General features: G+C 38.3%; 18 protein-coding genes. 5 read left to right on the forward strand and 13 right to left on the reverse strand.

Translation table 11 applies throughout. The annotated features are described in order from the left end of the window. Positions 1-99: 99 nt before the first annotated feature. On the forward strand, positions 100-549 hold the full coding sequence (locus ACWITO_RS12355; protein WP_448530305.1) for a hypothetical protein: 450 nt from the start codon (positions 100-102) through the stop codon (positions 547-549). Positions 550-927: 378 nt separating this feature from the next. Here the strand turns inward: ACWITO_RS12355 and acs are convergent, their stop codons facing one another. The 8 genes from acs to ACWITO_RS12395 form a co-directional block, all read right to left on the reverse strand. Further along, on the reverse strand, positions 928-2,850 hold the full coding sequence (acs, locus tag ACWITO_RS12360; protein ID WP_448530306.1) for an acetate--CoA ligase: 1,923 nt from the start codon (positions 2,848-2,850) through the stop codon (positions 928-930). A 63-nt stretch (positions 2,851-2,913) separates the two neighbouring features. Then, complete coding sequence (locus ACWITO_RS12365; protein WP_448530307.1) at positions 2,914-3,882, reverse strand: PDDEXK nuclease domain-containing protein; 969 nt, start codon at positions 3,880-3,882, stop codon at positions 2,914-2,916. A 77-nt stretch (positions 3,883-3,959) separates the two neighbouring features. Further along, a complete protein-coding gene (locus ACWITO_RS12370) occupies positions 3,960-4,328 on the reverse strand; it encodes a response regulator transcription factor (RefSeq protein WP_448530322.1) in 369 nt (122 codons plus the stop codon). Between the two features lie 9 nt (positions 4,329-4,337). After that, entirely contained in the window at positions 4,338-7,028 is a 2,691-nt protein-coding gene (locus tag ACWITO_RS12375) for an ATP-binding protein (protein ID WP_448530308.1), read from the reverse strand. A 4-nt stretch (positions 7,029-7,032) separates the two neighbouring features. Then, a complete protein-coding gene (locus tag ACWITO_RS12380) occupies positions 7,033-7,227 on the reverse strand; it encodes a hypothetical protein (protein WP_448530309.1) in 195 nt (64 codons plus the stop codon). Positions 7,228-7,508: 281 nt separating this feature from the next. Continuing rightward, the gene (locus tag ACWITO_RS12385; protein WP_448530310.1) at positions 7,509-7,784 is read right to left on the reverse strand and encodes a DUF6814 family protein; all 276 of its coding nucleotides are present in this window, start codon (positions 7,782-7,784) and stop codon (positions 7,509-7,511) included. Positions 7,785-7,814: 30 nt separating this feature from the next. Continuing rightward, positions 7,815-9,410: an MFS transporter gene (locus ACWITO_RS12390; RefSeq protein WP_448530311.1), complete on the reverse strand. Its 1,596-nt coding sequence runs from the start codon at positions 9,408-9,410 to the stop codon at positions 7,815-7,817. 118 nt (positions 9,411-9,528) lie between these two features. Beyond that, positions 9,529-10,950, reverse strand: coding sequence for a porin (locus ACWITO_RS12395; RefSeq protein WP_448530312.1), 1,422 nt, complete (start codon positions 10,948-10,950; stop codon positions 9,529-9,531). A 386-nt stretch (positions 10,951-11,336) separates the two neighbouring features. Here ACWITO_RS12395 and ACWITO_RS12400 point away from each other — a divergent pair, with 386 nt between their 5' ends. After that, on the forward strand, positions 11,337-12,287 hold the full coding sequence (locus ACWITO_RS12400) for a tryptophan 2,3-dioxygenase family protein (protein ID WP_448530313.1): 951 nt from the start codon (positions 11,337-11,339) through the stop codon (positions 12,285-12,287). Positions 12,288-12,392: 105 nt separating this feature from the next. Here the strand turns inward: ACWITO_RS12400 and ACWITO_RS12405 are convergent, their stop codons facing one another. Continuing rightward, positions 12,393-12,926 (reverse strand): hypothetical protein, encoded by a 534-nt coding sequence (locus ACWITO_RS12405; protein WP_448530314.1) that lies wholly within the window; start codon positions 12,924-12,926, stop codon positions 12,393-12,395. Between the two features lie 96 nt (positions 12,927-13,022). Further along, positions 13,023-17,108, reverse strand: a complete 4,086-nt coding sequence (locus ACWITO_RS12410; protein ID WP_448530315.1) for a DUF445 family protein — start codon at positions 17,106-17,108, stop codon at positions 13,023-13,025. A 148-nt stretch (positions 17,109-17,256) separates the two neighbouring features. Here ACWITO_RS12410 and ACWITO_RS12415 point away from each other — a divergent pair, with 148 nt between their 5' ends. Both ACWITO_RS12415 and ACWITO_RS12420 read left to right on the forward strand, forming a co-directional pair. Then, entirely contained in the window at positions 17,257-17,637 is a 381-nt protein-coding gene (locus ACWITO_RS12415) for a hypothetical protein (protein WP_448530316.1), read from the forward strand. Positions 17,638-17,651: 14 nt separating this feature from the next. Then, positions 17,652-20,231, forward strand: coding sequence for a ligand-binding sensor domain-containing protein (locus ACWITO_RS12420; protein ID WP_448530317.1), 2,580 nt, complete (start codon positions 17,652-17,654; stop codon positions 20,229-20,231). Between the two features lie 63 nt (positions 20,232-20,294). On the opposite strand, the gene ACWITO_RS12425 is transcribed toward ACWITO_RS12420, so the two are convergent. Together ACWITO_RS12425 and ACWITO_RS12430 are read right to left on the reverse strand one after the other, a co-directional pair. Next, the gene (locus ACWITO_RS12425) at positions 20,295-21,272 is read right to left on the reverse strand and encodes an NAD-dependent epimerase/dehydratase family protein (RefSeq protein WP_448530318.1); all 978 of its coding nucleotides are present in this window, start codon (positions 21,270-21,272) and stop codon (positions 20,295-20,297) included. Then, positions 21,269-22,030: a WecB/TagA/CpsF family glycosyltransferase gene (locus tag ACWITO_RS12430; RefSeq protein WP_448530319.1), complete on the reverse strand. Its 762-nt coding sequence runs from the start codon at positions 22,028-22,030 to the stop codon at positions 21,269-21,271. Before ACWITO_RS12430 ends, ACWITO_RS12425 begins: the two co-directional genes overlap by 4 nt. A gap of 46 nt (positions 22,031-22,076) precedes the next feature. Between ACWITO_RS12430 and ACWITO_RS12435 the strand changes: the two genes are divergently transcribed. Further along, positions 22,077-23,402 carry an O-antigen ligase family protein gene (locus ACWITO_RS12435; RefSeq protein WP_448530320.1) on the forward strand — a complete coding sequence of 442 codons (1,326 nt, stop codon included), beginning with the start codon at positions 22,077-22,079 and terminating at the stop codon, positions 23,400-23,402. On the opposite strand, the gene ACWITO_RS12440 is transcribed toward ACWITO_RS12435, so the two are convergent. Further along, the gene (locus ACWITO_RS12440) at positions 23,365-24,687 is read right to left on the reverse strand and encodes a sensor histidine kinase (RefSeq protein WP_448530321.1); all 1,323 of its coding nucleotides are present in this window, start codon (positions 24,685-24,687) and stop codon (positions 23,365-23,367) included. The two genes, ACWITO_RS12435 and ACWITO_RS12440, sit on opposite strands and share 38 nt — an antisense overlap. Positions 24,688-24,775 lie beyond the last annotated feature (88 nt).

Raw genomic sequence — 24,775 nt, forward strand, 5'->3', positions numbered from 1 at the left:
TTAATCATTTTTTCAATTACCCTAAGTTTTTTTATTTAAATCCCTTGAAAACAATAAGTTAGACTTATAATTCACGTTAATTTAAGTTTTTCAACGGGAGTGCATTTTTCACCCAAGCGAGAATATAGCACCGAAAGGACATTCTTGCTATTTTATGATGATAATAGAGTGCTAACCAAAGGTGAGGGAATTAGAACGGTAGCTTGGAAAAATGAAATTGAAATCCCTCTGAAAGTAAGCTATTATTTTCATATTCCCAAACGTTCCTTGATGTTAATTCCTGCTTTTTCTCTGCTACTGGGAACTACAAAAAATCAAATTATCTCCCAAATTGAGAGTCCTTATTTATTCAAAGAAGTTTTTATCATAAATACAGACTTTTTCATAAAAAGGCTCACCTATCAAGTGGATTTGAGTTTAGGTTATCAGATAAATGATAAAAGTATTCTTACTTTGGGGTATTTCTTTCAACATAATATTGTTTCCCAAGATTACCCTTACTTGCTGAAAGGAGCTAAATTTGGGATAAAATGGCAGTTGAATAAATGATTACTCAGCGTCCTGCTATAAAGATACGTCAAATAAAACGACTATCCAGGTGCTTGTCGTCCCTTAACAAGTATCTAATTTTTGATAATCAAAATTTTACTTGTAAAAAAATACAAAAAATTTGTAAGAAAATTAAGCAAAATGACAAAAAAACTTGTGATATACGCACACAGACGTAGCAAGCGATGATGTTGCTATGAGCGACCTCATCGCTCTAACCCAAAAAAACATCTTAAAATTCATTTTTTTGGAAGTAAATTTCTATTGTTACTCGTTGATTTTTCTGCAAACAGACTTTTTAAGAAGCGACTAAATAAAAGCAATGGCATCTAATTGCGATGCCATTGCTACTATTGATTAGCGAACAGAAGTGTATATTTACTTTGCTGAGCTTTGTCGCAAGCCTGCTCCTTCAATGATTTCATCAACCACAGCAGGGTCTAATAGTGTAGTGGTATCACCGAGGTTGGAAATATCTTTTTCTGCAACCTTACGCAAAATTCTACGCATAATCTTACCGCTACGTGTTTTGGGCAAGCCCGAAACAAACTGAATCACATCAGGTTTGGCAATAGGACCTATCACTTTGGTAACCGTAGTAAGCAAACTTTGCTTGAGCTTTTCGGGTTCGTGGTTGCTGGCGGCACTATCCAAAATAACATAGGCATAAATTCCCTGCCCCTTGATTTCGTGAGGATAACCTACCACTGCACTTTCTATTACAAGCGGGTGCGAATTGATAGCATTTTCTACTTCGGCAGTACCCAAACGATGCCCCGAAACATTGATAACATCATCAACACGCCCCAAAATACGATAATACCCATCAGCATCACGTTTTACGCCATCACCTGTAAAATACAAGCCTTTGAAGGTTTTGAAATAGGTATTCACAGCTCTTTCGTGGTCGCCGTAAGTAGTGCGTATCATTGAAGGCCAAGGAAACTTAATGCACAAATTACCTTCTACATTATTACCTTTGAGTTCTTTTCCCTCGTTATCAACAATAACAGGCTGAATACCGGGCATTGGCAGTGTCGCATAACCGGGTTTGGTAGGGGTTACCCCTGCAATAGGCGAAATCATAATGCCACCTGTTTCTGTCTGCCACCAAGTATCTACCACAGGACAATTCCCCTTCCCTACATGATTGTAGTACCAGTGCCAAGCCTCTTCGTTGATAGGCTCTCCTACCGAACCCAGTACCTTCAAACTGCTCAAATCGTGCTTTTCTATGGGTTCAGTGCCATACGCCATTAAAGCCCGAATAGCCGTAGGGGCAGTATAAAGATGCGTAACCTTATGTTTTTCTACTATCGCCCAAAATCTATCTACATCAGGGTAAGTAGGTACGCCTTCAAACATCACTACCGTAGCCCCATTCAGAAGCGGTCCGTATACAATATAAGAGTGTCCTGTAACCCAACCCACATCAGCCGTGCACCAGAAAATATCTTGGGGCTCGTACTGAAACACATTTCGGAAGGTATAAGCGGTATAAACCATATAGCCGCCTGTGGTATGTACCACCCCTTTGGGCTTGCCCGTAGAACCCGAAGTGTAAAGAATAAAAAGCATATCTTCGGAGTCCATCTCTTCGGCTTTGTTTTGCACCTGCACTCCTTGCACTGCTTCGTGCCACCAAATATCTCTGCCTGCTTGCATTTGCACACTGGTACCTGTGCGTTTGAGAACAATTACCTTTTCAACAGAATTGCAGGTTTGCAGTGCTTCATCTACTACCGCTTTGACCTCAATGGTTTTCGCCCCTCGGAAATTACCATCGGAAGTAATCACCATTTTAGCTTGGGCATCATTGATGCGGTCTGCTAGAGAACTTGCCGAAAAACCCGCAAACACTACCGAATGAATAGCTCCAATTCTTGCACAAGCGAGCATTGCTATTGCCGCTTCGGGAGTCATTGGCATATAAATAGCAACTCTATCGCCTTTACGAACTCCATTGGCAAGCAATACATTTGCAAAACGACAAACTTCCTCATAAAGCTCTCGGTAAGTGAGTTTGCGTACAGACTCATTGGGGTCGTTAGGTTCAAAGATAATCGCCGTCTTATCTCCAAGCGTAAAAAGGTTTCGCTCAAAGATATTTTCGGTGATATTGAGCTTTCCACCCAAAAACCACTTGACATCAAGGGTTTCAAAGTTCCATTCTACAACTTTTTCCCAAGTTTTACGCCAATAAAACTGCTGGGCAACGCTATCCCAAAAATCTTCGGGATTGGCAACGCTTTTCTGGTACTCGTACAAGTAACCGCTGAGAGTGTTGATTTTAGTGAGCATAATTTTTAAGATTTTGAAAGTGAATATTTTTAGATTAAGTTAGGTGCCGTGGAATGTAAAAACTTAAATATCATTTTCAATCCAATTTCTATCTTTTTCAATCAGTTGTTTGAGCTCCTCTTCGGTAGGCATATAAATACGATACTTGCTTGCAAAAAGTCTTTCATTTTCGGCTAAAACTGAATATTTTACAATAGTTTCATCTTTATCAGTACAAAGAATTATGCCAATAGTTGGGTTATCATCTTCTCCCTTTCTTAAATCGTTGTACATACGCACATACATATCCAGTTGTCCAATATCTTGATGTGTAAGTTTGCCTATTTTCAAATCAATGAGTACAAAACATTTGAGAATGTAGTTGTAAAATACCAAATCAATAAAAAAGTCAGAGGTCTCTGTGCATATATGTTGCTGGCGTGCTACAAAAGCAAAACCCTTTCCTAATTCCATTAAAAAACTTTGCAAATGATTTATTAAAGCTGTTTCTAATTCTTTTTCAGTAAGTCTTTCGTGAGATACTCCAAGAAACTCAAAAATGTACGGGTCTTTTATGAACTCTTTGATGCTATCCGAATTGGGCGAATTATCAGTAATTTCAAGCAGTCTATTTACATACAAACTATCAATATTTCTTTGGAGTACTCGTGTTGTCCAACTATTTTGTATAGCTTCTTTCATATAAAAACTTCTCAAATGTTGCTCTTCAATTTTTGAAAGAATTCGGTAGTGTGTCCAACTCAATTCGGAACGCACCGCGTTCCAAATTGGAAAGGCATTGTAAAAAGCACGCATATTTCTAAGATTTCTTTCATCAAAGCCTTTTCCCAATTCTGCGGTTAATTTTTGAGCCAAATTTTTTAGCTTAAATTCTCCATACTTCGCTCTTTTGTAGCCATTTTGTTCTTCTTCTACTATTAATTTCCCAATATCCCAATACATTTTCAATAAAATACCATTTACTTCCTGAAAAGCCTGCAAACGAGCTTTTGCAACAATTTCTTTTATATGTACTACTAAACTATCTATCATAGCCCCTCGTTATTTGGTCTTACTTACTTGCAAGCAATAAATAAAGTTGAGTAGAATATTCATCAAACCCTTTGATTTTATGTTCCAACTACCAATACCTCCTTTACTTTACTGACAATCTGTTTGTTGGTAAAAGGCTTGGTAATGTAAAAATCTGCTCCCATTTCATAGCCCTTCTGAATATCGCTTTCTTTGCTTTTGGCACTAATGAAAATTACTTTACAATGTTTGGTTTCCTCGTTGTTTTTGATAAACTTACAAATTTCATAGCCATCTACATCGGGCATCATAATATCCAAAAGCACTACATCGGGCAAATGGTTTTGTACGCTTTCCAAAGCTTCAGTACCATTGCGTGCTACAAAAACTTCATATCCTTCTTTTCTCATCAGAAAATCCAAAGAAAGTAAGATATTGGGTTCATCATCTACAATTAAAACTTTCATAGGCATAGATTAAGTTGTTGGTTTCAAAATGGTTATATTGTCGTTACTTGTTTCAAATAAATCAAGCGATAAAGTCCGAAACAAGCGAAAATAAAACTTTGTCATTCCTTGTTCTTGTTCCACGCCGATACTTCCTTTGTGGTATTGAATAATTTTTTTACTGATAGCCAGCCCCAAACCGCTTCCTTTGGGTTTGCGAATGTTCTGATTTTCTGCTTGGAAAAACTTTTCAAAAATAGCGTCTTTGAGTTCATTGGGTACGCCTTTGCCGTCGTCAGATACAGCAATTTCTATAAAATTTTGCTTTGAATAGCTACTTACAACAATTTTGGTTTTAGCAAATTTCACGGCATTAGAAAGAAAATTCAGAATTACCTGTAAAATTCTATCCTTATCCACTTCCGACCAAAGCGGCTCTTGGGAGAGTTGTGTAGAAAATTGTATTTTTTTCTCCGCTATTACGCTTTCGTAAATCCCAATAGCTTCTTTTACGATTTCATTAAGGTTTTGGGGTGCAAGATGCAATTTTTGCTTACCCGATTCAAACTTTTCAAGTTCAAGCACCTGATTGATGAGCCTTTCCATTCGTTCTGTTTCGCTGATAACGGTTTTTAGGAAATGCTCTCGTTGTGCAGGTTCTAAATCGGGATTTTCGTATAAAATTTCTGAAAGTGAGCGTATAGAAGTAATAGGTGTTTTGAGTTCGTGGGTTACGGTGCTGATAAACTCATTTTTAAGAGCATCTGCTTTTTTGAGCTCAAAATTCAGTTTTTTGAGTTCTTGGGTTTCTTTAAGAATTTTTAGCACTTCTTCTTGGGTAAGCGTTTCTTCTTGCACTACCGAAGCCACAAGTATTCTTGCCGAAGTAGAACCTATTGCCGTAGCAAGTATTTTTTCGGCATATTTTACGAGCTTAGCGTTGCGTTCGGCTTCATCGGCATACAATTTCCCCTGATTTTCTTGCTCAAACTCGTTTAGCAAATTTTTTGCTTTATTTTCACCCACAAAACGAGCCAAAAGTTCTTCTAAATCTTTTTTATGAGCAATGCCTTTCCATATTACTGCTTCGTCATAAGAATCGGCATATTTGAAAACATCTACAAAAAGTTCGGCTTGGTTGCGTTCTTGCGAATTTTGAGATGTAAAAACCGAAACTGCAACATAAGCAACAATATTAAAAAACAAACTCCAAAAAAGCGAATGTGCCACAGGCAAAAATTCTAATCCAAAAAGTGATTGAGGACGCAACCATTTTACCCCAAACAAACCTTCTTGCATAATACTTTTTGAAAGCAAGCCTGCCTCAACAAAATTGGGTACAATAAGCGTATAAAACCACACTACAAAGCCCAACACAATACCTGCCAATGCACCTTTGCGAGTTGCCTCTTTCCAATACAAACCACCAATAACCGCAGGTGCAAACTGCGAAACTGCTACAAAAGAAATTAGCCCGATAGAAACCAGCGGCAACTCAAAAGCTGTATAAAGATACCAATATGCCAAAATGAGTACCAAGCCAATGCTTATTCTACGAATAAGAAGCACCCAACCTCCCCATTGCTTATCTTTGAGATATTTGGTTATACCTGCCCGCAGGCTCAAAGGGATAAAAAGATTATTGGTAAGCATAAGGCTCAAGGCAAGCGAAGCAACAATGAGCATACTGGTTGCCGCCGCAAAACCTCCTAAATAAGTAAGCAGAGCCAGAAAATGATTGCTATTTTGAAGGGGAAAAGCCAAAATATAAGTATCGGCATCTATACCACTTCCGAAGGTCAGTTTGCCTGCCAGTGCCACAGGTAAAACAAAAACATTGATAATAAGCAAGTAAAGCGGGAAAAGCCAAATCGCTTTTTCAAGGTGTTTTTCGCTTTTATTTTCCACCACTGCCATTTGAAATTGTCTTGGCAAAAACATTACTGCAAAAAGCGAAGCAAGTCCTATCAGAAACCACTCCCAGCCCTGATGTGTAGCATTTTCTTGAAAATATAAAATTTTTTGCAATTCAGGTTTCTCAAAAGCTTTCCGAAAAATATCACCAAAACCATCAAACAGCCCAAATACCACATAAGCCCCTGCTACCAGAAAAGCCAAAAGTTTGAAAATAGATTCAAAAGCAATCGCAAAGACCATTCCTTCATTTTTACGAGTTAGGTCTAAACTGCGAGTACCAAAATAAATTGTAAAAATGGCAAGAGCCAAAGTAATGTAAAATCCATAATCCAGAAATACAGGGTTTTGAGCGAAATGTTTAGGATAATCTACGAGCAAAGTAAAAGTTTCACTGATAGCCTTAATCTGCAAAGCTAAATAAGGAACTACCCCAAGCACGGTAAAAATACTTACAATAGCCCCCAAGGATACATTTTTTCCGTATCGCGTAGCAATCAGGTCAGCAAGGCTGAAAATATTTTGAATTTTGGCAATTCGGATAATTTTTCTCATCACAAACCACCACAAAGGCATTGAAAGCGTAGGACCTAAATAAATTAGCAGAAAGTCGTAGCCTGTTTTAGAGGCTCTGCCAATAGAGCCGTAGTAAGTCCAAGCGGTGCAATATACCGCCAGCGAAAGAGCATAAATATATGGAGAATTGATAAAACGGCTTTTTTGTTCTGCTTTTCGTTCTGCCCAATAAGCAAGCCCGAAAAGCAGAAGCAAATATAATAAAGATACTATGATAAGCAGGGTTACCATTCTGTTATTTCCTAAAAATCAGCCACAAGGCTATAATTATCAAAATCCATACGACAAAAATATACACAAAAGCAGGCGGAAAGCCGTTGAGTAACATAGGCTGGTTGAAGGCAGAAAGCAAAGGGAAATTGAGCAAAATCATACCTGTAAAAAACACAAGCAAGAGTATCTGACCTATTTTTTTCACTGATTTAGCCATTATTTTGCTCAATTTAAGTAAAATGTATCAAATTTCCAAACCCTTGCCTTCTGTAAATCTAATCTTGTTAGGGTTTTCAAATTTTTTAGTCCTTCGTTACAATTTTGTTTTCAAAAAATAATTTCAAAATTTCTTTGCAAAAAGTGAGTCATAAGTTGTGTTTTCTGACCGAGAGTGATGATGCCGCTATGAGCGACATCATCGTTTGCTACGGTCATTTTACCCATTTTCTTACGTTTTTTTCATATTTTTTGAAAATAGGGGTGAGTTCAAAAACAACATCATAAATCAGCCGAAGACATTACGGTTTTATCGTATTCGCCTTTTACGGAATAATACCCAAACAAAGCCAGTCCAAAGGCAATAGGTACAAAAATGGTAATCGTAATTACCCAAAAAAGATATGTACTTTGCAGTTCGCTTGCGGGCTTTTTACCTGCCGCAATGGCTTTTTCCAAAGCAGGTATTTCTGTAAAAAATTGATTGAACATCATTACAATCAGCACAGGAGCAAGCACCAACCATACTACGCCGAGAATTCTTTTAACAGCATTCATAAATATTGAATTTTAAGGTTCTACAAAAAACTAATCTGTTACATCTTTATCGGTACGAGCAGGCAAATACACCATACCAATAATGAAAGTAAGTACCGCTATACCTATCGGATACCAAAGACCTGCCAAAATATCACCCGAGGGCTGTGCCTCACTTTTGGTTGCCTCAATAATGCGAGTAACAATGTAGGGTGTAAGTCCTCCAAAAATGCCATTTCCTACGTGGTAAGGCAAAGACATTGAAGTATAGCGTATTTTGGTAGGGAAAATTTCTACTAAAAATGCCGCAATAGGTCCATATACCATTGTTACAAAGAAAATCTGAATGAAAATCAGCCCAATCATTGTCCATTTGTCGCTACCATTGAGCGTGATAGATTTAGATTTTTCTACTTTGGGTTCTTTGGCAGAATCGGTAAATAGCGTGGTTTTGGTTATCAGAATTGCCTTGGTGCCGTCTTCAAATACTTTGGTTACTTTTTGGGTTTGGAGCATATCAGGTTTGTCTTTGATAGGCTCGGTTTTAGTATCAGTTTTAGTTTGCTCGGTAAGTTCTTTTTTCTTTCCTTCCGAAATATCCGAAACATTATACATTGCTTGGTAAATAGGTCGGTAGGCAAATATCGCCAGTAGCAAACCTGCCATCATAATGTATTTGCGACCTATTTTATCGGAAAGCCAGCCAAATACCAAAAAGAAGGGTGTAACCAGCACAATGGCAATCATAATAATTTCATTGGCTTGTGCCGAATCAATAGCACAAGTTTTGTTCATAAACGAAAGTGCATAATATTGCCCTGTGTACCAAACTACCCCCTGCCCTGCGGTAGCTCCAAAAAGTGCCAATAGTACCATTTTGAGGTTAGCTTTTTTGGCAAAACTTTCTTTGAGCGGGTTTTTAGAAACTTTCCCTTCCGATTTTACTTTCTTAAACATTGGCGATTCGTGCATACGCATACGTATAAACACAGAAACCACAATCAAGAAAATAGATACCAAGAAAGGAATACGCCAGCCCCATTCTTCAAAAGCTCCGTTCGGATTGACAGCATTACTATCTCTCAAAATACTTTGTGTGAGAATAATAACTCCAATAGACATCAGCAAACCCAGAGTTGCCGTAGTTTGAATGAAAGCAGTAAAATATCCTCTCCGATTGTAGGCAGAGTGTTCGGCTACATAGGTAGCGGCTCCGCCGTACTCTCCCCCCAAAGCCAAACCTTGCAACAAACGCAAAACAAGCACCGTAAGCGGTGCGGCGGCTCCCCAAGAAGCATAGCCAGGTATCAGCCCAATGAGGAAAGTAGAGCCTCCCATCAGAATGAGCGTAACCAAAAAGGTATATTTTCTGCCTATCAAATCTCCTAATCTACCGAAAAATAATGCCCCAAAAGGTCTGACAATGAAACCCGCCGCAAAGGTTGCCAGTGAGCTTAAAAATGCCGCCGTAGGGTTATCGGAGGGGAAAAATTGTTTGCCAATAATCCCCATTGCCGCAAGACTTCCAAAAATGTAGAAGTCGTACCATTCAATCAGCGTACCTACCGATGACGCCGTAATTACCCCCCAAATCCCTTTATCTGTTTGGGTTTGTAATCCTTGTTTTTCTGCTGAAAGAGTTGCCATAAATTATATTTTTTTAAGTTGATTTTATACCAAGATTAAAATGGTTTTACAGATTGCAGGATTTTATTGATTGATTTTCAATAACTCAAAATTAAGAATATTGAGTATTTGGTTGATGTTACAAGTAAATCATTGTCTGGACGATAATTTCGCCTAAACGCTTTCTACCACCTACCAAATCTGGGTTGGTATTGAGTTTGGGTTTTTCGCCTGTAATGATGTTGAAATTACCCTCGTAAATGCTACGACTCTGATATTTGAGCGAAACTTTGGCGTGATGCCCGTCTATGTAATAATTGAACCCTGCCGCATAATCCAAAGAAGGTTCTGCCAGGTATTGGAAGTTTTTGTAGGTACCTGTTGCAAAAAGTTGGAGTTTGCCTTTATCACCCAATAGTGTTTTAGGTAAAAGATAGCCCGCTTCGCCATACACTATGCTACCTGTACCTATACGCCAATCGGCGTTTCCACCACCCTGTAAAGTAGCACCAGGTAAGCCGGGCAAACCCTCGTTCATAATACCAATAGCTCTGATGTAATTAGGACCGAAGTCCATATTTTGGTAAAGCAAGTAACCCGTAAAGGCTGTTCCTTTCTCTTTATTGATGGGCAAATCGGCAAAAACATCAAGCCCAAAAAGTTTCATATCGTGGCTTTCCCAAGTAAATTCAGTACCATTGGGCTGATAGCTACGTGTAGCTTTGGGGTGTAGATGAAAACCTCCGCCCACATTCACCACTTTTTTTGTTCCAACGTAAGTTCCTACAAAGAAGGGCAATACATTGCTTTCCTTTTCGGCGAGTTCAAAAGTAAAATAGCCTCCCACCGCTCCTGTATTGTTGTTAGAAGCAAAGGCTCTTCCCGGAACAGCTTGTATAGTAGCATCGGGAGTTGGTGTAGCAAAGGGCTTATTCACGTAGGCTCTATAATCCAAACTTTTGCCTGCTATGGGTAATTTGCCTTTTACATAAATACCAAACTGACGGGCAAACTGGTCGGTTTCTTCAATGAGCGGCCAGTTGAAAATAGGAGCATCTAATGCCAAAAAGTTGAGCGTACTTGCACTCGCCATTCGGCTCACACCATTCCAATAATGCAAGCCTGTACCAATGTAGAGTTTATCTTTTACCACTTGATATTCGTTCCAGAAATCGTGCAAGAAAAGTTGAGGCTTTTTACCTACCCCATAGCCCCCTACTCCTGAAGTTCCTGAACCGCCACCATTCACAAAAGTTTGGTTATTGATACCAATATGAGCCAAAATCAGGTAGCGAGGAGAAATTTGTGTGTACCACAAAAAACGAGAACGCCGCAGACCTATATCCCAAGTGCTGGCTTCGGGAATACCATTGACGGTAGTGCCCGGGTTGTTATCAATATAACGCATCCACATCTGATGCCACGTAATAAAGCGAATGAAACGCTTACCGCTGGTATCCAAGTTGATACGGATACCTTTTCCGTAAATTTCCGAACCCTGTGCCATTCCCCAATGGCTCAAAAGGGTTAGCAGTGCAAGAGAGAGAAAAATTTTTTTCATAAAACCAAAAGAAAGTTGATTTCAAAAAGCACATTACAAAAGTGCAAAAACAACTTGGGAAAGTATAATTTTAAATATATTTTTGCTAATTGTATATCTGCTTAAATTTTCTTATTCTTTTATACAAAATTTTCAAAGATTATCTATTTGTAAAAAAGCGAATTGATTTTTTCAGAGTAAAATATTAAAATTAACCTTTATACCAAAACTTTATAGAGTAAAAAACTTTTATTCAGAATAAAATTTTGAATAAATATATTTTTTTAGCAAAAATATATCAATTTAGCAAAATTTTTGTAAAAAATAGCTCTTTACATACAATTTTGGAGTTTTTTTGGGTTTTTGTAGGTTTTTATTTTACTTTGCTTGGCTTAAAAGAAAATTTTATGGAAAACAACGCAACTATTCAAAACTTACTGCAAGCTCTTGAACACAAATACAGCCAAACGGGGCAAAATCTTGCCGCTAATTTAGAGGGGCTTTTGCATTTGGATTATCTTAAATATTGGGACTACATTCACGTAGATACCCTGCTGACGCTTCAAAAACCCAAAACTCGCTTTCCCGATGAAATGGTATTTATCATTTATCACCAAATCACGGAATTGTATTTCAAACTTACTCTTTGGGAAATAGAGCAAATAGCGGCTTGGCAAGAAATTCCTACGGGAGAGTTTTTGGAAAAAGTTCAGCGGATTGTTCGTTATATCAAGGCTCTTTGCAATTCTTTTGATATAATGAGCGTAGGTATGCAACCCGAACAATTCAAGAAGTTCCGAATGGCACTATTGCCCGCCAGTGGCTTTCAATCGGCTCAATTTCGCCTAATTGAAATTGCCTCTACGGATTTTGTAAATCTACTTTCTGCGGATTTCAGAGCTCAAATTACCCCAAATACCACCACTGCCGAAATGTATGAACATATCTATTGGAAACGCGGAGCTACCGAAGCCGAAACGGGCAAGAAAACCATTACTCTGCAACATTTTGAGGAAAAATATTCTACTACCTTTTTAGAATGGGCTTACAAGTTTCGTGATAAAAACTTGTATCAGCAGTTCAAAAAAATTTCCCCCCAAGATGAAATGTTTGAACCTATCCGCGAGGCTTTGCGAGAAATGGATTACTGGTTTAATGTAGAATGGGCACTGGCACACCTAAAATCTGCTGTAAAGTATCTGCGAGAAAAAGGAAAGCCCATTGATGCCACAGGCGGCACAAATTGGACAAAATACTTGCCCCCCAATTTTCAGAAAATCATCTTTTTCCCTTCACTTTGGAACGAAACCGAAAAAAACGAATGGGGACGAAAAAAAGTAGAGGAAATGTTGGGATAAACTTGCAAAGCGACCATATCACAACAAAGCGATTGGTCGCTTATATTCAGGTTAAATGCTTTATCATCAAAAATTCAAGTCTTCTATGAAATATTTTCGTAAGTATCAATATCTTTTGAATAGGTAAAGTCCTAAACCGATTTGTGCAGAAGGTTGCAGTACAAGTAACCGTGTTGGTGTCCTATAAGTTTCATCAATGGCGGCAAAGCCTATTTGAGCAGAAATCGCAAGATGTTTTAGAAAGTTTGTTCTGATACCACTAAAAACCATATAAATATACCTGCCGTTTTTCTGTTTGGGTTTGGCGTAATAATCACTGATTTTGATATTTTGGATAGGCTCTTCAATACTTGGTCTAAATTCTGCGGCAAAAGCGGCAGTAAAAATCCATTCAAAGTTTTGCTTACTACCGAATTTTTTAAGTTCTCGTATATAAGCTACTCCCCAAGTGTTTCTGCTTGGAGCAAACGAGAATGTATTTTTTTGATACACAATATCCAAAGCAGGCAGTAAGAATAGATTAGCCCCACCTATACCATTGGAAATACCTATATTCCATTCGTCTGATTGAAATTCTTGCCCACTTGCAAAAATAGCCAAAAATGAAAGAAATAACGAAAAGAAAATGCCCTTTTTCATTGATTTGCCTTTGAAATTTCTACTTTGGAATAGTTTTGTAAAAAGCTACTTTGCAATTTATATGCCAGCTATACAATTTTTTCAAATATTTTAGGTTCAGATAAGTAGGTTTATTCCTTGTAAAATACCATCTACTGCCAAGCCAAAAAGCACCCCAAAGCCAAAACCATAGTTGATAAGCTCACGAAAATATATCGCCGCAAAGCTATAAAAAAGGGCTTCTACTTCTTTGGGGTGCATTGCCTCAATTTCTTCTACAACTACCTTGTGCAAATCAATAGAAAGCAAAAGTTGAGGTAAATTATCGTCCAAAGCCTCAAAAACTGCCTCTAAAATCTGAAAAGATAGATACTCTTTGGTAGAAGGCAAAATATTGGGCAAAATCTGGGGCAAAAGTTGGTGCGTAAGGGCAGAAATACGCTCTCGTAAAAAATCCCTCACTTGTGGCTTTTGTAGTATTTTCCCAAAAGCCTTGTGCAAATCATTTAGTAAGGTTTCTGTTTGCAGGTAGTTTTCCAAGCTTTCAGCTTTTAGCAAACGAAAAGCCTCATCTATCCATTTATTTTTTTCCTCTTCAAACACTCGGCTTGGGAGTACATAACTAACAATTTTTTGAGCAATGCTCGTACTATCTTCGCTAATCCAGTGTTGGGAGTAGCTTTCGGCAAAGGCTCGCATATTTTGCGTAATAAAATGAGCAATAGTTTGCGTAAAAAGTGGTTTTTCGCTTATCAGATACTTCAAATGTCCTTGCAATAGAGCGATTTCAGCCCCAAAGTGTGCCGAAAGATTTTTCAAGCCTAAAACGTCTTCGTTTTTTACAAAATCTAAAAGAGGGGTTTCTAAAAGGCTATATTCCAAGAAAATTTCAGCAACTTTGCCTGTGGTCTGTCCTAAATTTTCGTTACCCAAAAAACGACTGATAGCACGGCGTAGAGCTTCCTCATTGATACGAATATTGAGTTCGGATAGCGGAATTTGCCCAATTTTTGCAATTTCCTGCTCCATAGTAATCACAATTTCGGGCATCTGCTCCCTAAAAAAGCGAGGAATCCCGTACTGGCAAAGCTCTAAAACCGTTTCCCTGATAACCGTTTTGTAAATAAACGCCGCTCTGTTTTCTTCATAAGCTCTTTCATAAACTTCGTTGGCAAGCTCTCGTTTGTGTTCGTTGAGCCAATCCAGACCTTTTTGGATAAGATTTTTGACAAGCGAAATGGCATTTTCTCGCAAAAATTCAATGATTCTCCCCCCAAGCACCTGGCTAATTTTACGTTCGGGGTGGATTTCGGCGTATAATCTTTTGGAAAAACCTTGAAATACTTTTTCTTGTGTTTTTTCGCTACGCATCTGTCTGCGTAAAAAATCGGCAAAATTTGCTTTCAGGTCTTCAATTTGGTTTTTCTGCAAAATATCAGAAATTTTACGCTTTACGAGCTTCTGGTACTCTTGCCAAAGGTACTCTTGCAAGCGAGGAAGCCACAGATGCGTATTTTCGGGTTGAGAAAAGCGTTCAAGGTTTTCTTCGAGAAAATTATCCAAAAGTTTTTCGGTAATCTCCCAAGTACCCCGAGGAAGCAAATCGGCAAGGTGCTTGGGGGCTTTTTTACCAAGTCCTAAAACATCTGCTATGGTTTTTTCGCTCTGCAAAAGCAGTTTTTGCGAGCTAACTTGCGTTTTTATGGCACTTTTGAGGGTACTGGTATCCAAATTGCTCAAATTCTGTTTCAAAAGCCCTTGAATTTGCTTTTCTAAGGCTTTCCAAAGGCTTTCTTGTTTGCTATCTAAAAAGCTATCGGCTTGGTTTTGCAAGTAGCTACTGATAGCAATTTCGTTTTGGGTGAGCGTTTTTTGCAAAAGGGCGTAGTCATCTTGGGCAATCATTCGCAAAAGCGACTCACGAAGCAGTTTCCTACTGCCGTGAAAATTATTCACGATGCTATCTCGGTTCAAAAGGCTCTGCTGAACAAATTTGCCCATATTCTGAGCAAAACGGCTTTTATTTTTGCTAATAATGCCCGGCGTAAAAGGCACTTTCAGCCCTGCAATACGTTTGGCTTCGTAGGGGCGAAAAATCATTCGCAGGGCAAGCCAATTAGTACCATATCCCGTAATGCCATACACCAAACCATTCAGGGCATTTGCCGCATAAGGATTTTGTAGAGCAGGTATAGCCGACAGCACCCCACCTGCACCCGCTCCCAAGATAGCCCCCAACACATTGATAGGAGCAACCTCTCTACCCATAAAATTTTCTACCATATCGCGTATGCGTTCAGGGGGCAGAGGAGCAAGATTTTGCTTCACAAGGGCTTCTATGCGTCCTTTCAAGAGGTTCTCAAGCTCCAAAAGCAAAGTTTTTTGCAGATAGTCGGCGGTTTTTTGGTGTAAAGTGGCATCTGCATTCAAAAAGGGCAAATATTTCTGCAAATTTTCCTGACCAATGTTTTGCCAATAGCCTTTTAGCGTTTTGCGAAGTCTGCTTGTTAGCTTTTCGGCTATATCTTTGCCTTCAGCTTCGGAAAAAAGAGTTTGTAGTTGTACTTTTTCAAGATTTTTGCTAATTGTATCTTTCAAAAAGGCTTGCAATTTTTCTTTGACCTCACTTTCTTGCAGTTTGTTTTGGGCTTTTTCTGCAAGCCACCTAGCAAGTTGAGCAAAATTCGTTTCCGAAAAAATGCTTTTCAGAGCAACCTTTGTAAAACTTTCTTGTTTTTCTTGAATTTTGCTTATCAAAATTTTTTCAAAACGAAGGTTTTGCAAAAGATTATAGAGCCAAGCACTCTCACGCAGTTTTTGGAGTTCTTTCTGCAAAAAGTTTTCCATTTGCACCGAAGTCAAAAAGTCGCCTATTTTTTGGCTCAAATAGCTATCAAAGCGATTGGGCTGGATTTGGGAAAGAATTTCATTGAAATTTTTAAGCAAGTTGTCTGTCAGAAAGTCAATGGCTTTTTGGCTATCTATCTTTTGTATAATTTCGCTAATCGTGTTTTTTTTCAAATAGTCAATCAGATAATCAGTAGCAATTTGGGCAAGTTCGCCTGCATCGTATTTTTCAATAAACTCCACAATTCTCCGCACCACTTGTGCCTGTTCACTTACGCTTCCGATGAAAATATCCAAAAGCCACTCTTGCAGGGCAAATTGTGTGTTGTTGCGAAAGGTTTGGTCAATGAGGCTATCTATTTTACTTTTTTGCGTTTGAATGTAGCTAATAAAACGCTGTAAAATACGCGGCAGGTGCTTTCGCAGAAAGTTCTCAAAGTTTTGTTCTAAGGAAGGGTTCAGCAGTTCAAAAAGCGTGGTATGTTCGCTCCGCAAAGTTTCTACGATAAACTTGGCAAGCGTTTGAATGATAAGTTTGCCTTTGTGCGAATTGAGAAACTGATGAATTTGCTCCAAAACTTCTGTAACGATGCCGTGAAACTGCCCTGCCGAAACAAGGCTACTCATTTCTTTTTGAGCAATGCTTTGCGAAAAAAGCCTTACGAGTTGCTCTATTTCGGCGTTTTGCAAAACTTCTTGCGAAAAAGGCAATAGAATATTTTGGGGCGTTTGGAGCAGAAAATCGTAATAACTGGCAATAATCTTTTGCAGGTTTTCAGAAATACGCTGAACAAATATTTCGCCAAAAATATCTTGCAGGCTATTTTCACTGATATTTTCAATGATGCGTTGCAAAGAGGTTTCCAAATCAATTTCCGAAGGCAAATGGGCAATTTTTTCGCTGATACTTTGGCTGATATGCTCAATTTGAGCAGTTGAAAGCAAATCTTTGATTTCTACAAATTGCAAGAGATTTCGCAAGTGGCTTTGCAGTTCGGATTGCACGATTTGGCAGAGCAACTCGCTCAAATTATCCCAAGTATTTTCGGCAAGGGGAATATCGGCAAAGCGAGTATTTTGCAAGATTTGGCTCAAATGCTCGGTGTAAAAATCTTGAACGCTCTGCTCAATGGCGGTTTTGAAGGCGGGGCTATCAAATTCTTTGGCAAGCGTATGATGATTGATAATTTCACGCTCTACGAGTTTGCTGATATTTTCTACAAATTGATGGTGCGTTTTCAGCACGATGCCGCCCAAGCCAAACTTTTTACGAAAAAGCATCTTGACGGCAAGGTCGTTGGTTGTATAACCCACTACGGCTCCCGAAGCGATTTTGCCAAGTATTTCTCCGAGCATCTATTGCTATGTTTTGAAATTCAAGGTATTTTTGCAAAAATACCTTTTCCGAAAACAATTTCAAATTTTACTTGTTTTTCCGAAATAAATTTTGTTGTTTTGGAAAACAAAGTGTTTGTGCTATTCCCAAAATCTTAATTACAAAACTATGCTACACATTCGTTTATTTTTTCTGATTTTTTCGACTTTTGCTTTGTTTTCTTGCGTTTCTAATAAAAAATATCTAGCCCTGCAAAAAAATTATGATGCCAAAGAAGTAGAACTCAAAGAAGCCCGAGCCACAATCGCCAGCCTCCAACATCAAATTGATGAACTACAAGCGGAAAAAAAATCTCTCACCCAAGACCTTCGCAAGCTCACTTCTGCCTCTAAAAATACCAAAGATGAGCAAGTAGCGGCTTTGGAAAAGAAAATCAAAGATTTGGAAGCGAAAATTGCTTTTTTAGAAAAAAATCAAAAAAATAACAACCAAAACACCAATACCAAAACTGATACCAAAAGCAAGAAAAATAACAAAAATGCCTATTAGTAGCCCTTCGAGTGATGAGATACCTGTTATTTTTGGCTTGGATTTTGGCTTTGCCCGCAGTGGCACAAGTGTATCCGTTTCGGCATTATGGCTTGATTGAGGGACTGCCCGAAGAGAATGTCAATTATATTGCCGAAGACCATAACTCTTTTATCTGGATTGCCACCCAAGGCGGTGTCTGTAAATTTGACGGCAGAAAGTTCTACAAATATTCTACTACCCAAGGACTGCTCAATAATCTTGTCAAGTGTGTGATTGAAGATAAAAACTATCATATTTGGGTAGCTACTCGTCAGGGTGTTGCAAGGCTTATCGGCGAACGTTTTGAAGTTTTTACTGAAAAAAATGGATTGGTTGATGATGATGTCAATTTTATTTTGGAAGATAAAAATGGCAATATTTGGTGTGCCACCAACGAAGGTTTGAGCAAATATGACGGCAAACGCTTTGCTAACTTTACTACCTTTCAAGGACTGCCCCACAATACTGTTCATTCCCTCTACTTTGACCACCGCAATATCCTCTGGATAGGAACAGATAACGGACTGGCAAGCTATGACGGCAAAAAAATGAAAACCTACAATGTACAAGACGGAATTGTTAGCACGGCTATCTATTGCATTTTTCAGGATAAAAAACTTAATCTTTGGTTTGGAACGCCACTAGGAGCTTACAAGTTGGATAATATTTCAGGCGAATTTCAGTTTTTTGGTGAATTGAAGGGTATTAAAGGGGAAATTTCAGCGGGACTTTGCGATAAGGAAGGAAAAGTCTGGCTCGTATCCGATGAAGGGGCTTTTGTTTTGCAAGACGGCTTTTTACTAGAACACCTCACTACCCAAAACGGACTTTCAAGCGATAATCTCAATTGTATTTGGCAAGATAAAAATTTTAATTTTTGGTTCGGAAGTAATAAAGGTATTTCTAAAATCAGTAACAGGCGTTTTATCACTTTCAATGAACCCCTCATTTACGACAAGCCCATTCGGGCTTTTGCTGAAGACGATAAACAACTCATCTGGATTGGCACTAATGAGCATCTGCTCACCTATGACCTTAAAAGCAGAAAATTTTCTGAAAAAAAAGCCCTCAATGTGCGTTCTTTGTTTTGGGATAAAGATAAAAAAAATCTTTGGATTGGCTCGGTAGGAGAAGGACTTTGGTTGTATGACGGCACTCGCTACAAAAATTTTACCACCGCCGATGGCTTGCGAGATAATACCATTTACTGCCTTGTAGAAGATGAACAAAACCGCCTTTGGGCAGGAACGGATAAAGGGGTAGCTCGTGTGGAAAAAGATGGAAAAATTACGACCTTTTCCGAAAATCAAGGACTTGCCGATAATTATGTTCGCTGTGCCTTAAACGATGGCAGAGGAAATCTGTGGTTTGGCACTTACAAAGGATTGAGTCGTTTCCGAAATGGTGTTTTTACGAACTTTTCAACCAAAAACGGACTGGCTAATAACATTGTACTTTCCATAGCCCAAGATGCCCAAGGCGTACTATGGCTGGCTACCGAAAACGGACTTTGCCAAATGAAACCCAACGCCACCCCCAAAGATACCAACTGCTTTATATGCTACACCGAAAAAGACGGCTTCGCTTCGCAAAATCTATGGAGTGTAATTGTAGATAGTGAAGGCAACATTTGGACAGGACACCGAAACGGCATTGATAGATTTACCCCAAAAACAAAAAAAGTAAAAAATTACAGCTACATAGATGGCTTATCGCTAATGCAAACCTTTCCCAATGCCCTTTTCAAAGATTCTCGCCAAAATCTCTGGATTGGCACTTTCAATGGGATAGTGAAGTATCTGCCTTATGAAGATGTACCAAACAAAAATCCCCCAACCCTGCATCTGATTGATGTCAAGTTGTTCAACCGAAAAACCGATTGGAACAAATATGCAAAACTTTTAGACCCCGATTTTGCTATTCCTTTGAGTGAAGTTTCCAATGGCATTGCTGTAAAACTTGCCCACGATGAAAATAGCATTACTTTTGAGTTTGTAGGGGTACATTTTACCGTTCCCGAAAGAATAAAATATCAGTACAAATTGGAAGGTTTTGAAAAAGAGTGGTCGGAAAAAAATGAGCAAAATACCGCAACCTATACCAACTTACCGCCCGGAGTTTATACGTTTTATGTGCGTTCTTTCAATAGTGATGACGAAATGAACCCGCAACCCCTAATGTTTAAGTTCAGGATAGATTTGCCTTACTGGGAAAAATGGTGGTTTTATCTGGCTCAGGTTTCTTTTTTTCTAACTTTGGTGATTGTTTCCGTCTATTTAGGGCTAACGCGTAAAAACTCTCGCTACACCATTATTTTAGCTTTTACTACAATGCTGATGCTCTTTGAATTTGTGAGCGTTTATATTGAAAATTTTGTAGAAAGCTATACAGGCAATATTCCTATTTTTAAGGTAATTGCCAATGTTGTTTTGGCATCACTCATTGCTCCTTTTGAAAAAGCCTTGAAAAACTACTTATTCCCAGCTAAACCCGCCATTAAAATTCCAGAAGAACCCCCTCGTTTCAATAGAATTGAATATGAAATCGGCAACCCCGAAGATGATTTGGTGTAACCAAACAAACATATTTGCTATCTGCGTAATATGCTTGTTTGGTTTGGTTGAAGGCAATAAACTCTACTGCACCGCTACTTTCTTTTTGGCTTGTACCTGCTTGTTTATCCAAGCATAGGTTTTTTCAAGACCTTGGCGGAGCGTCATTGTGTAATCCCAACCTAATTTTTCACGTATTAGCTTATTATCAGAATTTCTACCTCGCACACCTACGGGACCGGGTATATTTTTGATAGTAAGTTTTTTACCTGCAATATCCATCACAAGTTCTGCCAAGCCATTGATGCTAATCATTTCTTCCGAACCAATATTGACAGGTCCCGTAAAATCAGATTCCATCAGACGGCGAACTGCCTCAATACACTCATCAATATAAAGGAAAGAACGAGTTTGCTTACCATCACCCCATATTTCAATAAAACCTCCCTCTTCTGCTTCGGCGACTTTACGGCATATAGCGGCGGGAGCTTTCTCTTTGCCACCTTGCCAAGTACCTTCGGGTCCGAAAATGTTATGGAAACGAGCTATGCGAACTTCCAGACCATAGTTGCGATAATACGCCAAAAACAATCTTTCGCTGAAAAGTTTTTCCCATCCATATTCGCTATCAGGAGCGGCAGGATAAGCAGAATCTTCTGAACATTTCGGATTATCGGGGTCTTCTTGGTTGTAGGCAGGATACATACAAGCCGATGAGGAATAAAACACCTTTTTTACACCCATTTTTACAGCCAAATCGGCAATATTTAGGTTGATAGTAGCCGAGTTGTGCATTACATTGGCATCATTTTCTCCTGTAAAAATATAGCCTGCCCCTCCCATATCTGCGGCAAGTTGATAGACCTCATCAATATCTTTCAACACTTCTTTGCATACTTGTACATCACGCAAATCGCCAATAATAAATTCATCGGCAGGTAGCTGAGTGTATTCGTGATGCTTCAAATCTACACCACGCACCCAAAAGCCCTCTTGTTTCAATCTTTTTACCAGATGACCCCCAATAAAGCCACCTGCACCGCAAACTAAAACTTTTTTCATACTTTTCGTAGTTTAAGAAATTCCAAAAAATTTAAGTATATGAATTTTGGTACAATATGCAAATAACGTTTATACAGACGTTTTGGCTCCATCAGCAAACGAAAAAACCATTCCATACCCATATTTTGCACCCAACGAGGAGCTTGTTTTACCTTATCAGTATGGAAATCAAAAGCCGCACCTACCGTAATGATGAATTGGCATTGCAAGCGTTGAGCCAATCTTGTGGCGAAAATTTCTTGCTTGGGCGTACTCAATCCTATCCATACAACGTCTGCCCCACTTTTCTGAATAATATGCCCTAATTCTTGCATTTCTTCATCTGTCATTTCTCTGAAAGGTGGGCAATATGTCCCTACTATGTTGTGATTACCAAATTTTTTACCACATTTTTCTTTCAGTTCCTCTGCAACTCCCTCCTTTCCGCCACAGAAAAAATGCTTGATAGGCGTGCTAGCAGTTTTTTGCATTGTTTCGGCAAAAAAGCCCGGTCCGTAGCATCTTTGCATTTGTTTAGCTCCTTTCCACCTGCCTATCCATACACCAGGCATTCCGTCTGGCAAATTCCAATAAAAATTATGTAAAATTTTAGCAAAACTTTCATTTTCTTGGGCATACACCAAGCCGTGAGCCCCTGTGGCACTGACCAATCGGTTTTGAGGTTTTTCTTCTTTACAAATACGTATCAATTCGGCTACAGCCTTGGGTATATTTTGATTGTAAAGCGGTATGCCTAAAACTTTAACAGCGTTTTCCACAAATTTTTTTTCGCAAATTTATATCTTTGACCGCAAAAAAACAAAAATGGTTGCAAGTCTGAAAAGTAAAATTCAAACTTACTTTACCCAAACCCCCATTCAAGTTGCTATTCACGAAATTTTGGTAAGTTTATTTTTGCTTACTCTACCTTTTTATGTTCCTGCTCCTCGTAATATAGCGTGGGTAATTATCAGCCTCAATGCTATCATTGCCCTCTTGCTACATCAAAATTACAGAAAAAATTTATGGAAATACAAACACCTATTTTTTCTACTATCTTTTTTTCTGCTATTGCATTTTATAGGAATGTTTCACACCCAAAATACCGAGTGGGGCTGGTTTCTGATAGGTTTGCTTGTTCCCTTATGGTCTCTGCCTCTTTCAATGCAGGTTTTCCCTACCCCAAAAATCACCCTACAAAATTATTTACGGCTTTTTGTAATAGGAGTGGCAATTTTTGCTCTTTTGTGCTACGCAAGGGCTTTTTACAGGGTTTTTCAGGATTGGCACAACCCTCATTTTGAATGGGCAAATTACTTTTACTATCAAAATTTTACTGCTTTCCGTGCCGAACCCACCTATTTGGCAATGCTCATCTGCCTTGCTAATCTTTTTTTGCTTACCGACCTTTTTTTTCCTCAGCATCTTTCTATATTTTATTCAAACAAAACAAAGGCTTTATTTCTTGGCTTTTTTTTGCTCACAATGCTTTTGCTGGCGGCTCGTACGCAAATCGGCATTTTTATACTTGGCTTTGCAGTATTTTTTTTAGAATATTTCCGAAAACAAAATAAAATTTGGCAGGGTTTGCTATGGGGAATAGCTATTATTGGTATTCTGATAGGTATTATTTTGCTTACTCCTTATACTCGTAAGCGTTTTAGTTTTCTTTGGAATACCCAAGAACGAATTATTTTAGATAAAAATCAAGATCATTCTTTGGGCAGAAACTGGGACGGAGCAACCTTAAGATTTGCTCAATGGACTTGTGCCCAAGAACTTATTCAAAAAAATTGGCTCCTTGGCGTAGGCACAGGCGATGGACAAGATGAACTGCAAAAAATCTATGACGAATATAAGTTTTATTTTGCTTCAAAATACAATCGTTACAATGCTCATAATCAGTTTTTTGAAACTTGGATAGCCTTGGGAATAGTAGGCTTCATCGGTTGGCTGGCTTTGTTGGTACTACCTCTATCTTTTTTTTGGAAAGAAAAAAACTACTTGGCTTGGAGTATTTGGCTGGTGCTGTTTTTTTCGGCTTTTACCGAGTCGTACTTACAAAGAAATTATGGGGTAATAGTTTTTGCTATTTTTTATGGAATAGCGTTTCTCAAACATTCTCCCAATCAATTTGAGCGGGCTTCTTGAAGGTCATTTTGAATTTTGTACCTTTACCTAATTCACTTTCTACTTCAATTTTCCCTCCCATTGCCTCTACCTGCAATTTTACAATATGCAAGCCTATTCCTTTGCCTTCTACATCAACGCTTGAATGAAATCTCTTATAAAAGCCAAACATTTTATCCTTATTTTTTGCTAAATCTATGCCTATACCGTTATCTTCTACTTCTACATACAAAAATGTATCATCTTGGTAGGTTCTTACCTTTATTACGAGCTGACGTTGTGTATCGCGATATTTGATAGCATTGCTAATAAGATTGTAAAAAATACTTTCAGCATAAGCCTTGATAGCATATACATAGCGTACTTGCAAATCTACTTCTAAAATACCTTTCGCTTCCATTACAGCGGCTCTCTGCTTTTCAATTTTTCTTTTCAAATCAACTTTTTCGTATATCTCATTTACTCCTTTACGAATTTGAATAATGGTATTTAGGTTCTTAATTGTATCATCAAGCTCTTTGGCAGACTGTTGAACAAACTCAAAAATTTTTAGATTCTGAGGGTTACTAATGTTTTCCATATCCAAACACATCAATAGCCCTTGCAAACGAGCAATAGGCGATCTTACGTTATGAGCCAAAATATAGGAAAATTGTTCCAACTGACTAACGGTTTGTAAAAGAGCCGTATTTTTTTCACGAATTTCTTGGGTACGCTTTTCAACTTCGGCTTCTAAATTTTTGGTATATCTTTCCAAAATCTCATTGACCTGCTCAATAGTTTGCTGTTGCGATTCTACTTCTTGTTTCTTTTCGGCGAGTTCAATATTCTGCCTGCTAATTTCTTCGTTTTTGGCTTCTATTCTCATTTTTTGCAAAGCTATGAGTTTATTCAAACGGCTTTGCCTTCGCAGCAAATACCCTAAAATTACAACAATAACCAGCAAAATGATAATACCCACTCTTGTCCAGAAATCTATCTGTTCGTTTACTTTTTTTTCAAGCAAATAATTTTCTTCTTGGTTTCGTAATAAAAACTTTAGTTGGCTTTGTAAAACTTGATTGCCTTTCTGAAAACGCTCCAAAGAGTCTTGGGTAAGATGTGCTTTCCTTTCATATTCAAAAGCCAGTTTTGCACTATCCAAATAATAAAGAACATTGGCAAGCCCCGAATAAACTCTAATTTTGTGTATTAGTTCGGTCTTACTGGTTTTTTGTAAAAACTTTTCTGCTTCTTTATAATACTGATAGGCTTGTAGGTAGTTTTTTTCATATTGAAGTTGTTTAGGATTGAAAAAGATTTCCAATGAAAGTTGTATATTTAGGTGCTGAAACTAAAATATTACTTTTCATGGAAATCTTAAGCAAAGATAATATAAAAAGGTATATAATACC

This window comes from Raineya sp., assembly GCF_053497555.1.